General features: G+C 44.9%; 15 protein-coding genes and 1 pseudogene. All 16 read left to right on the plus strand.

All coding sequences use genetic code 11. The features are described from left to right. Nucleotides 1–74 precede the first annotated feature (74 nt). Nucleotides 75–482, plus strand: coding sequence for an IS200/IS605 family transposase (gene tnpA / locus NQ503_RS01420; protein WP_005421991.1), 408 nt, complete (start codon nucleotides 75–77; stop codon nucleotides 480–482). Continuing rightward, a complete protein-coding gene (locus NQ503_RS01425; protein ID WP_117628856.1) occupies nucleotides 479–1,582 on the plus strand; it encodes an RNA-guided endonuclease TnpB family protein in 1,104 nt (367 codons plus the stop codon). Before tnpA ends, NQ503_RS01425 begins: the two co-directional genes overlap by 4 nt. Before the next feature lie 213 nt (nucleotides 1,583–1,795). Beyond that, nucleotides 1,796–2,215: a hypothetical protein gene (locus NQ503_RS01430; RefSeq protein ID WP_022388393.1), complete on the plus strand. Its 420-nt coding sequence runs from the start codon at nucleotides 1,796–1,798 to the stop codon at nucleotides 2,213–2,215. A 118-nt stretch (nucleotides 2,216–2,333) separates the two neighbouring features. Next, nucleotides 2,334–3,335 carry a beta-ketoacyl-ACP synthase III gene (locus NQ503_RS01435; RefSeq protein WP_005425228.1) on the plus strand — a complete coding sequence of 334 codons (1,002 nt, stop codon included), beginning with the start codon at nucleotides 2,334–2,336 and terminating at the stop codon, nucleotides 3,333–3,335. Nucleotides 3,336–3,497: 162 nt separating this feature from the next. Further along, nucleotides 3,498–3,725 (plus strand): acyl carrier protein, encoded by a 228-nt coding sequence (gene acpP / locus NQ503_RS01440; RefSeq protein WP_005425229.1) that lies wholly within the window; start codon nucleotides 3,498–3,500, stop codon nucleotides 3,723–3,725. 34 nt (nucleotides 3,726–3,759) lie between these two features. Further along, complete coding sequence (gene fabK / locus NQ503_RS01445; protein WP_005425230.1) at nucleotides 3,760–4,698, plus strand: enoyl-[acyl-carrier-protein] reductase FabK; 939 nt, start codon at nucleotides 3,760–3,762, stop codon at nucleotides 4,696–4,698. Continuing rightward, nucleotides 4,691–5,611, plus strand: coding sequence for an ACP S-malonyltransferase (gene fabD / locus NQ503_RS01450; RefSeq protein ID WP_005425231.1), 921 nt, complete (start codon nucleotides 4,691–4,693; stop codon nucleotides 5,609–5,611). Before fabK ends, fabD begins: the two co-directional genes overlap by 8 nt. A 62-nt stretch (nucleotides 5,612–5,673) precedes the next feature. Next, nucleotides 5,674–6,423: a 3-oxoacyl-[acyl-carrier-protein] reductase gene (fabG, locus tag NQ503_RS01455; RefSeq protein ID WP_044925725.1), complete on the plus strand. Its 750-nt coding sequence runs from the start codon at nucleotides 5,674–5,676 to the stop codon at nucleotides 6,421–6,423. Continuing rightward, entirely contained in the window at nucleotides 6,420–7,661 is a 1,242-nt protein-coding gene (fabF, locus tag NQ503_RS01460; protein WP_005425233.1) for a beta-ketoacyl-ACP synthase II, read from the plus strand. The genes fabG and fabF overlap by 4 nt, the downstream gene beginning before the upstream one ends. 5 nt (nucleotides 7,662–7,666) lie before the next feature. Further along, on the plus strand, nucleotides 7,667–8,137 hold the full coding sequence (gene accB / locus NQ503_RS01465; RefSeq protein WP_005425234.1) for an acetyl-CoA carboxylase biotin carboxyl carrier protein: 471 nt from the start codon (nucleotides 7,667–7,669) through the stop codon (nucleotides 8,135–8,137). 93 nt (nucleotides 8,138–8,230) lie between these two features. Then, the gene (gene fabZ, locus NQ503_RS01470; protein WP_005425235.1) at nucleotides 8,231–8,659 is read left to right on the plus strand and encodes a 3-hydroxyacyl-ACP dehydratase FabZ; all 429 of its coding nucleotides are present in this window, start codon (nucleotides 8,231–8,233) and stop codon (nucleotides 8,657–8,659) included. Between the two features lie 10 nt (nucleotides 8,660–8,669). Continuing rightward, nucleotides 8,670–10,016 (plus strand): acetyl-CoA carboxylase biotin carboxylase subunit, encoded by a 1,347-nt coding sequence (locus NQ503_RS01475; RefSeq protein WP_005425236.1) that lies wholly within the window; start codon nucleotides 8,670–8,672, stop codon nucleotides 10,014–10,016. A gap of 63 nt (nucleotides 10,017–10,079) precedes the next feature. Beyond that, nucleotides 10,080–11,882, plus strand: a complete 1,803-nt coding sequence (locus NQ503_RS01480) for an acetyl-CoA carboxylase carboxyltransferase subunit alpha (RefSeq protein ID WP_259893037.1) — start codon at nucleotides 10,080–10,082, stop codon at nucleotides 11,880–11,882. Between the two features lie 194 nt (nucleotides 11,883–12,076). After that, nucleotides 12,077–13,978, plus strand: a complete 1,902-nt coding sequence (ftsH, locus tag NQ503_RS01485; RefSeq protein WP_005425239.1) for an ATP-dependent zinc metalloprotease FtsH — start codon at nucleotides 12,077–12,079, stop codon at nucleotides 13,976–13,978. Further along, nucleotides 13,962–14,504, plus strand: coding sequence for an HdeD family acid-resistance protein (locus NQ503_RS01490; protein WP_022387847.1), 543 nt, complete (start codon nucleotides 13,962–13,964; stop codon nucleotides 14,502–14,504). The genes ftsH and NQ503_RS01490 overlap by 17 nt, the downstream gene beginning before the upstream one ends. 15 nt (nucleotides 14,505–14,519) lie before the next feature. Beyond that, nucleotides 14,520–14,636 (plus strand): annotated as a pseudogene (locus tag NQ503_RS17680) (ATP-binding protein); the annotation flags it as partial. Between the last annotated feature and the right edge of the window lie 31 nt (nucleotides 14,637–14,667).

Consider the following 14,667-nt stretch of genomic DNA (forward strand, 5'->3'; position numbering starts at 1 on the left):
TTTGGCAACGCAATCCATGGTATAATAGAATCAGTCGATAAGATAAGGTAATTATTCAAAAAAGGGCTGGTTTTATGGAAAATATGGATCACAATGCACATTCAGTGTACTTGATGTATTATCACTTGATTATGGTGGTAAAATATCGAAGAAAAGTTATCAATGATCCAATTTCAGAAAGAGCAAAGGAAATATGGGAATATATTGCCCCACGGTATGGAATTGTTTTGGAAGAATGGAATCATGATATTGACCATGTGCATGTAATGTTTCGAGCACAGCCAAAAACAGAACTCAGTAAATTTATCAATGCTTATAAAAGTGCCAGCAGTAGGCTGCTGAAAAAAGAGTATCCGGAAATCCGGGAAAAACTTTGGAAAGAAGCATTCTGGAGCCAGAGTTTCTGCCTTTTGACGGCAGGAGGGGCGCCAGTAGAAGTGATCCGTCAATACATCGAAACCCAGGGAGAGAAAAAGAATTGAACATAGCATATCGTTTCCGGATTTATCCAACAGAAGAACAGAAGATACTCCTTGGAAAAACATTTGGCTGCTGTCGTTTTCTGTACAACCAGATGCTTAATGACAAGATCCAGGAGTATAAAAAGTCAAAAACGATGTTAAAGAATACACCAGCTATGTATAAAAAAACGTATTCATTTCTGAAAGAAGTTGATTCGCTGGCTCTGGCAAATGTTCAGCTTCATCTGGAGAAAGCATATAAGAACTTTTTTCGTGATCCGAAGGTTGGATTTCCGCGTTTCAAGTCAAAACATCATTCCAAAAACAGCTACACAACAAATGTGGTCAACGGAAATATTCTGGTAGAAGGTAACCGGATCCGGCTTCCGAAATTAAAATGGATCTCCATGAAAAAACACAGGGAGCCTGCAGAAAACTGTCGTCTGAAATCAGTGACAGTCAGTATGGAGTCATCTGGAAAGTATTTTGCAAGCCTGCTGTATGAAGGATACAGCTGCGAAAACCAAGCAGCAGATAAGGATTACAGCAATGCAAAAATACTGGGGATTGATTATGCGATGCAGGGGATGGCAGTGTTTTCAGAAGAGATCGAGCTTGAAAAAGCAGGGTTCTTCAGAAAAAATGAAAAAAGGCTGGCAAGGGAACAGCGTAAACTGTCAAGATGTGTAAAAGGGAGCCACAATTATGTGCGGCAGAAAAAGAAAGTTGCCAGATGTCATGAAAAAATACGCAGCCAGAGAAGAGATTATCTGCATAAACTGAGCCGCAGGATCGCAGACCAATACGATATAGTTGCGGTAGAAGATATTGATATGAAAGCGATGAGCCAGTGTCTGCATTTTGGGAAAAGTGTACAGGATAATGGATACGGGATGTTCCGGAATATGCTGGAATATAAGCTTGAATGGAAGGGAAAAGAATTAATAAAGGTAGACCGCTTTTTCCCTTCAAGCAAAAAATGCAGTAAATGCGGAAAGATAAAAAAAGAGCTGAAATTATCCGAAAGAGTTTATCACTGTACGTGTGGGAATGAGATGGATAGAGATCGAAATGCAGCAATCAACATCCGCGAAGAGGCAAGAAGGATGCTGGCAGCATAAACTGTCCGTATCCGGATAATAAGAAAGAAAATATGCCCGTGTCCGGGCAAAAAAATCGCGGGGCACGCGAGGATAGCTTGTAGATACTTGGCTCAGTAGAGCCATTGAGCAAGAAGCCCCCACTTCAAAATCAGAGATTTAAGTGGTGGGAGCATGTCACAAGAAAGAGCAGAAGAAGAGCAGAAAAAGTTCAGAAGGAAGAGGCGGAGCGTTATGTCAGCAAATACAGCAGTCATTGAGGAACTCCATCAGGCAATCGTGGAGCAAAGGAATATGGAGGAGCTAGAGGGGCTTCTCTGGGCGGGGGTGCTCGCATACCAGAATCAAACATTTTACACGCTTTCCGGTCTGGAATTCTCCTACACGGTAAAACATAAGAAAAACGGAGACTACAGTGGAGAACTGTTGATCTCACGTAAGGAGACAAGCAAGACCCTGACCAGAAGCTCCGTGATGCTGGCATTCCACAAAGTCCTCGCCGAGATGAAATTCAAAGAAATCAATGGAGCAGCATATCTTCTTCCTCCGGAATACCGCGGACCAAAATCAATCGGGCAGATCTTTGGAATCTCATATATCTTCAGCATGTTTCAGGAGTTTGGTCTGATTCGTACAAATGAGAAAAAGAAATAAAGGAAAGAGAAAATAATTGTTGAAATTATGCTTGACAACTAATTTTTTTGGATATATACTTTGATAATCAAAATATTCTAAACTCAAAACAAATCAGGAATATGAGGAAACAATTATTATGAATAAAGAACAGACCTTAACCGGTGTCATCCGCGGAACGGGAGCCTGTGTTCCAAAGCGAGTCATGGATAATGACGAGATTGCTGGTTTTGTTGAGACCAGTGATGAGTGGATCCGGGAGCGGACAGGTGTGGAACGGCGTCATATAGCAGAAGAGGAAACAACTGTTTCCATGGCTGTTGAGGCCGGTCGCCAAGCAGTCGAAGAGGCCGGAATCTCACCGGAAGAAATCGATATGATCCTGGTGGCTACCGGCTCAGCTGACCGGGTTTTTCCATGTACAGCCTGCCAGGTACAGGAGGCTCTTGGAGCTTTGGGTGCCGTTGGATTTGATCTCAATGCTGCATGCAGTGGATTTCTTTTCGCTTACAATACAGCGCAGGCGTACATAGCATCTGGAATCTACCGTACGATTCTGATCATTGGAAGCGAGAGTCTTTCACGCATTGTTGACTGGACTGACCGTGGAACCTGCATCTTGTTTGGAGATGGAGCCGGAGCGGTTCTTCTTCAGGCGAAGGAAGGAAAAAGCTATCAGCCGGTTTCACATTCCGATGGACGAGGCGGACCGGCATTGACCGGACCGGGAGTGCTTGGAAGAGCACGCAGTATTGATCAGGATCCAAAAGAAACAAAAACAGAATACATTACCATGAATGGCAAGGATGTTTTCCAGTTTGCAGTCCGCAAGGTTCCGCAGGTGATACAGGAAGTCCTTGAGCGAAACGAGCTTTTCCTTGAGGATATCGACTGGTTTGTTCTTCATCAGGCAAACGCGCGAATCGTAGATGCGGTTGCAAGGCGACTTCGTCTGGATATTGGAAAATTTCCAATGAATCTTCAGGATTATGGAAATACCTCATCCGCGAGCATTCCGATTCTGCTGAATGAACTGAATCGAGAAGGTGTCCTGAAAAAGGGACAGAAACTGGTCCTGGCAGGATTTGGAGCAGGATTATCCTGGGGAGCCAGCGTGCTGGACTGGGACATCACGGAGTGATGAAGCAATTCGTAGATATCCGATATCTCAATATTAAATAGATACAGAAGAATAGAGACCATATAACATTGGCAAAAAGGGGAACAGAATTTCATCATAAAAGTGAAATCTGAAACCCAAATTATATAAATTTAATTAAAACAGAAAAAGGAGAAAACAAAAATGTTAGAAAGAATTATCGAACTTACAGCAGAAAACTTAGGAGCAGACGCAGCAACAATCACAGCAGAGACATCTTTTAAAGATGATCTTCATGCAGATTCCCTGGATCTCTTTGAGCTTGCAATGGCATTCGAGGAAGAATTTTCTGTAGAAATCCCAAGCGAGGATCTTGAGCAGATCACAACAGTTGCAGATGTAATGAACTATCTGACAGAGCATCAGGCGTAATCGTCAACCTGGCTGATCGAGAGGACATAAATTTATGAAGACAGAGATCACAGAATTATTAGGAATTGAGTATCCGGTGATCCAGGGCGGTATGGCCTGGGTTGCAGACTATCATCTGGCAGCAGCCGTATCCAATGCGGGTGGCCTTGGGCTGATCGCCGCAGGCGGTGCACCGGCAGAGTGGGTAAGAGAACAGATCCGCGAGACAAAAAAGCTGACTGACAAACCATTTGGTGTGAACATCATGTTGATGAATCCGGAAGCAGACAAGATTGCAAAGGTAATCCTGGAAGAGGACATCAAAGTAGTGACAACAGGTGCAGGAAGTCCGGAAAAATACATGGCAGACTGGAAGGCAGCCGGAGTTAAGGTTATTCCTGTCATTGCATCAGTAGCACTTGCAAAACGTATGGAGCGCTGCGGCGCAGATGCAGTCGTTGCCGAGGGTACTGAGGCCGGAGGACATATTGGAGAGCTTACCACAATGGTACTGGTTCCGCAGGTTGTCGATGCAGTGAATATCCCGGTGATCGCAGCGGGCGGAATTGCAGATGGCAGAGGTATGGCAGCAGCCTTTATGCTGGGAGCCAGAGGAATCCAGATGGGAACTATTTTTGCAGCATCTAAGGAATCTGTGATCCATGAAAATTATAAGAACAGTATTCTTAAAGCAAAAGACATCGACAGCCGTGTAACAGGCAGAAGTACGGGACATCCGATCCGTGTTCTTCGCAATGATATGGCACGCAAATATCTGGAAATGGAAAAAGAGGGCGCACCGTTTGAGGAACTGGAAAAGATGACTCTTGGCAGTCTCAGAAGAGCAGTTCAGGAGGGTGACGCTAAGAATGGCAGCCTGATGGCAGGACAGATCGCAGGTATGATCAAAGAGGAACGTTCCTGTGAGGATATTATTAAATCTACTGTATCCGATGCATGCAGACTGATGAATGGAGTAAGTGTAAATGAGTAAGATTGCTTTTATTTATCCGGGACAGGGCGCGCAGGCAGTTGGAATGGGAAAAGACTTTTATGAGAAAAGTCCTTTATCCAGGACAATATTTGACCAGGCATCTGAGGCAGTGAATCTCGACCTTAAGAAGCTTTGCTTTGAAGAAAATGATCTTCTGGATAAAACAGAATATACACAGGTTGCAATGGTGACTGCCTGTCTGGCAATGACAAGAGCTGTTGAATCCATGGGACTTCATGCGGATATGACAGCAGGTTTGAGTCTTGGTGAATACTGTGCGATTGCTGTGGCTGGCGGTATGTGTGACCTGGATGCAATCCGTACGGTACGCTCCAGAGGAATCTTTATGGAGCATGCAGCACCGGAAGGAAGCGGTGCAATGTCTGCAGTACTTGGTATGGATGCGTCAGTGATCGAAAATGTCTTAAATGGCAGAGAGGGCGTTTCTATTGCAAACTACAACTGCCCGGGACAGATCGTTATTACTGGTGAGGCAGCTGCGGTTGCTGAGGCAGGAACTGCTTTAAAAGAAGCAGGAGCAAGAAGAGTACTTCCGCTTAAAGTGAGCGGACCATTCCATTCACCGATGATGAGACCTGCAGGAGAAGAGCTGGCAAAGGTTTTTGCCAGAGTCAGCATGAATCCTCTGAAGATCCCATATGTGGCGAACATTAATGCAGAAGTGATCACAGACTGTGGAAGAATCGAAGGGCTTCTGGTGGAACAGGTCAGTGGATCTGTCCGTTGGCAGCAGAGTGTGGAAACCATGATCCGTGAAGGGGTGGACACCTTCGTTGAGATCGGACCTGGCAAAACCCTGACAGGTTTCCTTCGTAAGATTGATAAAAATGTAAAAGCTTATCACATTGGCAGCTGGGAAGAAGCAGTTCAGGTGTGTGAGGAATTGAAATAAAATTTGATAAGACCGGATAAAGGTACATCTGGTCACAGCAGATGCCGAGAGGAGAGAAATAAGTGGCAGAGCAGAGTAAGAAGAAAGTTGCTGTTGTAACAGGTGCTTCCAGAGGAATCGGAAGAGCCATTGCCCTGGAGCTTGCTTCCAGAGGTGCAGCAGTTGTAATCAATTATAACGGTTCTGAGGAACGGGCACGAGAAGTGCAGAAAGAGATTGAGGAAAAAGGCGGCGAGGCTGAGATCAGACAGTGGAATGTTGCGGATTATAAAGCCTGTGAAAGTGCCGTAAAGGACATTGTAAAAACTCATGGAAGCATTGATATTCTGGTAAACAATGCCGGAATCACAAAAGACGGACTTCTGATGGGAATGTCAGAAGAAGATTTTGATCAGGTGATCGATATCAACCTCAAGGGAACTTTCAATATGATGCGTTTTGTTTCCAGACAGATGCTCCGTCAGCGTTCAGGACGTATGATCAGCATGGCATCTGTTGTAGGGATCGCAGGAAATGCCGGACAGGCAAATTATGCGGCATCCAAAGCAGGAATTATTGGTATGACCAAAAGTGCGGCAAGGGAGCTTGCCTCCCGAGGAATCACGGTAAATGCCGTTGCTCCGGGATTTATTGAGACAGAGATGACAGCAGTATTATCTGAAGAAGTAAAAAAAGCATCTGCTGCACAGATTCCGCTGGGACATTTCGGCAGACCGGAAGACATTGCAAAAGCAGTAGCTTTTCTGGCATCTGACGATGCAGCATACATTACCGGACAGGTAATTCAGGTTGATGGAGGAATGGTCATATGAGTAAGAGAAGAGTAGTTGTAACCGGACTTGGCGCCGTTACTCCTATTGGAAATAATGTTGAGGATTTCTGGGCAGGAATCCGTGAAGGAAAAGTCGGCATCGGACCGATCACAAAATTTGATACAACAGATTACAAGGTAAAGATCGCAGCAGAAGTTAAGGATTTTAATGCAAAAGATCATATGGATCCGAGAGCCGCAAGACGTATGGATCCATTCTGCCAGTATGCAGTGACAGCAGCAAAAGAAGCTTTTGAGGATGCTGGCCTTGATATGGAAAAAGAGGATTCTTTCCGTGTGGGTGTTATTGTTGGTTCTGGTATCGGAAGTCTTCCGCAGGTAGAAAACAACTATGAAAAGATCCTCACCAAGGGACCTGGAAAAGTAAATCCACTGATGGTTCCGATGATGATCTCCAACATGGCTGCAGGAAATATTTCTATTCAGCTGGGACTCCGCGGCAAATGTACAGATGTTGTGACAGCCTGTGCATCCGGAACACACAGCATTGGTGATGCATTCCGTGCAATTCAGTATGGGGATGCGGAAATCATGCTGGCAGGTGGAACCGAGAGTTGTATCTGTCCGACAGGAGTGGCTGGCTTTACCGCACTTACAGCACTGACCAAGACCGAAGATGTCGCAAGAGCATCTATTCCATTTGACAAAGACAGAAGTGGTTTTGTACTTGGAGAAGGTGCCGGAATCGTAGTTCTTGAAGAACTGGAGCATGCGAAGGCAAGAGGAGCAAGAATCTATGCCGAGCTGGTTGGCTACGGTGCAACAGCAGATGCTTTCCACATCACTTCTCCTGCAGAGGACGGAGCAGGCGCAGCCAGAGCAATGGAGCTTGCAATGGAAGAAGCTGGTGTTCAGCCATCTGAGGTAGAATACATTAACGCGCATGGAACGAGTACGCATCACAATGACCTGTTTGAGACAAGAGCGATCCACAAAGCATTTGGAGATGCGGCAAAAAATCTGGTTGTAAATTCTACAAAATCCATGATCGGACATCTTCTTGGTGCAGCCGGTGGAGTGGAATTTGTGACCTGCGTTAAATCTCTGGAAGAGGGATTTATCCACCAGACAGTTGGAACAACAGATCCGGACGAAGAGTGTGATCTGAACTATGCGATCGGTGCTCCGGTAGAAAAAGAGATCCATTATGCAATGAGCAATTCTCTTGGCTTTGGCGGACACAATGCGACACTTCTTGTAAAGAAATATGAGGGTTGATAATTATGGAATTTGAAAATCTTCTTACATTAATAAAAACAGTATCAGATTCTGAACTGACAGATTTTGATTACGAAGAAAATGGTACCCGCATCCGACTGAAGAAGAAAAAAGAAACCGTTGTGGTTTCTGGCACTTCTTCAAATGTACCGGTTATGGGACTCCAAACAGTGCAGCCGTTGGGACAGATCACGGAATCAGAAGAAAAGATAGAGAAAGATATTGCAGATGGTGAACCAGAGGGTATGCTTATAAAATCTCCTCTTGTGGGAACTTTTTATGCAGCACCTGCCGAGGATGCAGATCCGTTTGTTTCTGTTGGAGATCAGGTCAAAAAAGGTCAGACGCTTGCCATCGTGGAAGCAATGAAACTGATGAACGAGATTGAAAGTGATTTTGACGGTAAAGTTGCGGAAATTTATGTGGAAAACGGACAGGCAGTGGAGTATGGACAGCCGTTGTTCCGGATTGCATAAATTCAGGGTATAAACCTGAAAAAATGTGGATCATTCGAATGTACAGAGAAATTAATGTGGATAAACGAAGTTTCCATTGTAGGAGTATAGATTATGAATAAATTAGGAGTAAAAGAAATTGAACAGATTCTTCCTCACAGACATCCATTTCTTCTTGTGGATTATATCGAGGATTATGAGCCGGGCAAATTTGCTGTCGGTTATAAATGCGTGACTTTCCGTGAGGACTTTTTTAAAGGACATTTCCCACAGGAACCGGTAATGCCGGGTGTCCTGATGGTGGAAGCTCTTGCGCAGACAGGCGCTGTGGCAATCTTAAGCCTGGAAGAAAACAAAGGCAAGATTGCATACTTTGGCGGGATCAAGAACTGCAGATTCCGTGGAAAAGTTGTTCCGGGGGATAAACTTCGTCTGGAAACAACGATCATCAAATGCAAAGGACCGGTTGGTGTCGGTCATGCAGTTGCAAGTGTTGACGGCAAAGTGGTAGTTGATGCAGAACTGACTTTTATGATTGGATAGGTGACACACTATGATTAAAAAAGTGCTGATTGCGAATCGAGGGGAGATTGCAGTACGGATCATCCGCGCATGCAGAGAAATGGGAATAGAGACGGTTGCTGTTTATTCAGAGGCAGACAGAGATGCACTTCATACTCAGCTTGCGGATGAGGCAGTCTGCATCGGACCGGCACCGTCATCCGAGAGCTATCTCAGCATGGAAAATATCATCAGTGCAACGATCGTTACAGGTGCGGATGCAATTCATCCGGGATTTGGTTTCCTTTCCGAAAACAGTCGTTTTGCGGAACTCTGTGAACAGTGCAATATTACATTTATCGGGCCGCCGTCAACTGTGATCGCAAGTCTTGGAAACAAGCAGGCGGCAAAAAATACAATGGCAAATGCAGGGGTTCCGATCATTCCTGGTGGCAAAAATCCAATCTATACAGTAGAAGAGGGAATGAAGGAAGCCGAAACGATCGGTTATCCGGTCATCATCAAAGCTGCTCTTGGTGGAGGCGGCAAGGGAATGCGAGTTGCTGATACACCGGCAGATTTTGAAGAAAGTTTCCGTACCGCACAGAAAGAAACGCAGATGGCTTTTGGCGATTCTACGATGTACGTGGAGCATTTTGTACGTCATCCAAGACATATTGAATTTCAGATCATGGCAGATAAATTCGGTAATGTAATTCACCTGGGGGAACGTGATTGTTCCATTCAGAGAAATCATCAGAAGATGATCGAGGAGTCCCCATGTGAGGTGATCTCCGATGAACTTCGTGCCAGAATGGGAGAGGCAGCGGTGAAAGCGGCAAAAGCAGCCGGGTATGAAAATGCCGGAACGATTGAATTCCTTCTTGATAAAGAAGGCAGATTTTATTTTATGGAAATGAATACCCGAATTCAGGTGGAGCATCCGGTTACGGAGTGGGTGACAGGTGTGGATCTTGTCAAAGAGCAGATCCGCATTGCATCCGGGCTTCCACTATCCTGTAAGCAGGAAGATATTCAGCTGACAGGGCATGCGATTGAATGCCGGATCAACGCAGAAAATCCATCCAAAGGTTTTCGTCCGTCACCAGGAACGATCACGGACATGTATTTTCCAGGAGGAAAAGGAATCCGTATTGATTCCGCTGTGTACAGTGGATATACGATCCCACCGTATTATGATTCCATGATCGCGAAGGTGATCGTGTGGGCGAAGAACCGTACCGAAGCAATCCGTAAGATGCAGAGTGCGCTTGGTGAAGTGATCATAGAGGGAATCGATACCAATGTAGACTATCAGTATGAAATCCTGGATCATCCGGATTTTCAGTCAGGAAATACAGATGTAGAATTCATCGAAAGAATGGAAGCAGATAAATAAAGTGTTACTGTAAACGGAGTGAACAGTAACGTATAGTTTTGGTATTAACAGGAGTGAACGATCATGAAGTTGGATAACATGTTCAAAAAGACAAGAATTGTTTCCAGAATACAGAGCCATAGTGCGGTCCGTGCTTCCAGGCCGGAGGTACCGGAAGGACTTCTTCGTAAATGTAACAAGTGCGGAGCTGCCATCATTGCAGAAGATGTAAAACAGGGATATTATATCTGTCCGAAATGCGGAGGATATTTCCGCGTACATGCATATCGCAGAATCCAGATGGTGATCGATGAGGGAACTTTTGAGGAATGGAATCAGGATCTGATCGGTGGAAATCCTGTAAATTACAAAGGGTATCCGGAAAAAGTACAGGCACTTCAGGAGAAGACCGGGCTCAAAGAGGCTGTTGTCACAGGCAAAGGCAAAATAAATGGCAGAGATACTGTGATCGCAGTCTGCGATGGAAGATTCCTGATGGCAAGCATGGGCTGGGCAGTTGGCGAAAAAATCACCAGAGCAGTAGAACGTGCAACGGAGGAAAAACTTCCCGTTATCATTTTTGCCTGTTCCGGTGGTGCCAGAATGCAGGAAGGGATCACATCTCTGATGCAGATGGCAAAAACTTCCGCGGCGCTGGAACGTCACAGCAAGGCCGGACTGCTTTATGTAAGTGTTTTGACAGAACCTACGACAGGTGGTGTGACGGCAAGTTTTGCGATGCTGGGGGATATCATTCTGGCGGAACCAGGTGCACTGATCGGTTTCGCAGGTCCGCGTGTCATTGAGCAGACTCTTCGTCAGAAACTGCCGAAAGGATTTCAGAGAGCAGAATTTCTGGTTGAGCATGGTTTTGTAGATGATATTGTAAGGCGTGAGAATCTGAGGGAAACACTTGGTAAGATCCTGGAGATACATGCGGTATCCTGGAAAACAGAAAACAGGATCAGAACGGATGCAGCTGAATTACATCACTCGAGTGATTCTGAAGCAGGTTTTGAAAACCTGGTAAATGACAAGTGTGATTCTGACAAGGGTAACTCCGACAAAGGAGATTCCAGTCTGATTAACGCTGGCATCAACCCTTACCTCACAGCCTGGGATCGTGTACAGATCTCACGCAAGATTGACCGTCCATCCGGCAGTGATTATATAGAAGCACTTTTTACGGATTTTATGGAATTTCATGGAGACCGAAATTACGGAGATGATAAGGCAATCATTGGTGGAATCGCAAAATTTCATGGAAAACCGGTCACTGTTATCGTGCAGGAAAAAGGAACCAACACCAAAGAAAACATTGCACACAATTTCGGCATGCCGATGCCGGAAGGATATCGCAAGGCGCTGCGCCTGATGAAGCAGGCAGAAAAGTTTCAGCGTCCGGTAATCTGTTTTGTGGATACGCCGGGAGCTTTCTGTGGTATCGAGGCAGAGGAACGAGGACAGGGCGAGGCTATTGCCCGTAATCTCTGGGAGCTTGCCGGACTGAAAACACCGGTTCTGTCTATTGTGACAGGAGAAGGTGGAAGCGGTGGGGCACTTGCCCTGGCAGCAGGTGATCAGGTATGGATGTTGGAGAATTCCATATATTCTATTCTTTCACCGGAAGGATTTGCAAGTATTCTCTGGAAGGACAGTACTAAGGCAAAAGAAGCTGCCGCGGTCATGAAACTGACAGCATCGGATCTGTATGAGAAAGGAATCATTGAGCAGGTGATTCCTGAACCGGAGAATCTGACACCGGAAAGTATGTGGCAGGTGGCTGAACGCCTGAACGATAAAATCTGTACTTTCCTTCAAAAATATACATCTCTTTCCGAGGAAGAGCTTCTCGAAACAAGATACGCCCGTTTTCGTAAGTTCTGAATTGAAATATCACGCGACTCACTTCTTTCACTTTTCCTACATTATATAGAAAAAGGCGCGCAGGAAAAGAAAAATATCTGGGACAGAAAAGGAAAAGTGTGGAAAAACCGAACACTTTTCTTTTTTTGTCTATACAAAAGGACAGAAACTGGAATTATAATATATAAAAAGAAGAAAAATCGGAGGAGACACGAATGAAAGAAGTAAAATCGCCAAAGAAGCCGTTACTTTATTATTATGGAATCGTGCTTCTGATCATAATTGTTTTTAATGTGCTTGTAACCCCGATGCTCACAAAAACAATGGTCAAAGAAGTCGATTATGGAACTTTTATGTCGAAGATCGAAGATAAAAAGATTGATGATGTCCAGATTGAGGATAATCAGATCCTTTTTACAGATAAAGATGATAAAAATACCATCTATAAAACAGGCGTGATGGAAGACCCGACTTTGACAGAACGTCTTTACAAGGCTGGTGCAAAATTCTCAAAAGAGATCGATCAGCAACTGTCACCGGTTGCAGGCTTTCTGCTGACAGGAGTACTTCCTCTGATCATCTTTATTGCCCTGGGACAGTACCTGAGCCGCAAAATGATGAATCAGATGGGCGGTAAGAATTCCATGGCATTTGGAATGGGAAAAAGCAATGCCAAAGTTTATGTACCGTCAACCGAAGGTATCCGCTTCAGTGATGTAGCCGGTGAAGAAGAAGCAAAAGAAAATCTGCAGGAAATCGTTGATTATCTGCATAATCCGGAGAAATACACCAAGGTGGGAGCTTCCATGCCGAAAGGTGTTCTGCTTGTCGGCCCTCCAGGTACCGGTAAAACCATGCTGGCAAAAGCAGTAGCCGGAGAATCCAATGTACCGTTCTTCTCGATGTCCGGTTCTGAATTTGTGGAAATGTTTGTTGGTATGGGTGCTTCCAAGGTTCGTGATCTCTTTAAACAGGCAAAGGAAAAAGCACCTTGTATCGTATTCATTGATGAGATCGATGCTATCGGTAAGAAACGAGACGGACAGATGGCAGGTGGAAACGATGAACGTGAGCAGACTCTGAACCAGCTGCTTACTGAGATGGATGGTTTTGAGGGAAATAACGGTGTTATTATTCTGGCAGCAACCAACCGTCCGGAATCTCTTGACCCGGCACTGACCCGTCCGGGCCGTTTTGACCGCCGTGTACCTGTAGAACTTCCGGATCTTGAAGGTCGTGAAGCAATCCTTAAAGTACATGCAAAAAAAGTTCAGCTTTCTGACGATGTGGATTTCCATACGATCGCAAGAATGGCCTCAGGAGCTTCCGGTGCAGAGCTTGCCAATATTGTAAATGAGGCAGCTCTTCGTGCTGTTCGTGATAATCGTGAAGTAGTCACAGAAGCAGATCTGGAAGAAAGTATTGAAGTTGTTATTGCAGGATATCAGAAGAAAAATGCGGTACTTTCAGATCAGGAGAAAAAGGTAGTCGCATATCATGAGATTGGACACGCTCTTGTAGCAGCAATGCAGACACATTCTGCACCGGTTCAGAAGATTACGATCATTCCAAGAACTTCTGGTGCGCTTGGTTATACCATGCAGGTAGAGCAGGGAGACAAATATCTTCTGACAAAGCAGGAACTGGAAAATAAGATTGCAACATTTACCGGTGGCCGTGCTGCAGAGGAAGTGGTATTTGGTGAGATAACAACCGGCGCATCCAATGATATTGAACAGGCAACCAAGATTGCCCGGGCCATGATCACCCGCTATGGTATGAGTGATGACTTTGATATGGTGGCTATGGAAACCGTGACAAATCAGTATCTTGGCGGTGACGCATCCCTGGCATGCTCTGCGGATACGCAGAATGAGATTGATCGTAAGGTTGTGGAACTGGTTAAGAGAGAGCATGAGAAAGCGAAAAAAATTCTTCTTGATAACCGTCAGAAACTGGATGAGTTATCCAATTATCTCTATGAAAAAGAGACGATCACAGGAGATGAATTTATGGCAATCCTGAATGGCGAGGCAAAAAAAGAGACAAATACAGAAACGAAAATAGAATCAGGAGCTGAGAAGAAGGAGGCGGATGCAGATGAACAGACGATCTGATATTGGATGGTTTGAATTAATCGTGGGTATCATTCTGATCATATTTGGTGTTGTAATCATGCGTCAGCCGGTAGGGGTACTTACCTGGATCGTGATTCTGTGTGGTGTGCTTGCAATCTTAAGCGGAATTGGGGATATTGTTCTGTATGTCAAAATGGAACACTTTACCGGGTTTGGACCGATAGTTTCACTTGTCACAGGAATCCTGAGTGTGATGGCCGGATTTATGCTCGCGGCGCATCCGGAAGCAGGAAACTGGGCGCTTGCAATGATTCTTCCAATCTGGATTATTGCGCATTGTATTTCCAGACTTTCTCATCTGCAGTATATGAAGATGCATTACGGAATGACTTATTATACGATTTCACTGATTCTGAATATCCTTGGTCTGCTCGTTGGAATCCTTCTGATCTTCCGGCCGATGATCACGATCCTTTCCATGGGTGTGCTTGTAGGAGGCTTCATGATCATTGAGGGAGTGGAGCTCATTCTTGTTGGACTGGACGGTAGACAATATTACAGATAAAAAAGAAATTCAGGTACAGGTGGATCTGGTATTGGCCTGTCAGTTGCAAAAGCAATCGTACAGGCGCATAAAGGTAAAATTACCGCAGAAAATAAAAACGGAAAAGGATTGACGATCACGATTCTTCTATAAAAAGAAGAATATGTGAACAAAGCCGCCGCAC

The sequence above is a fragment of the Blautia obeum ATCC 29174 genome (genome assembly GCF_025147765.1).
In the GTDB taxonomy this organism is placed as follows: Bacteria; Bacillota; Clostridia; order Lachnospirales; family Lachnospiraceae; genus Blautia_A; species Blautia_A obeum.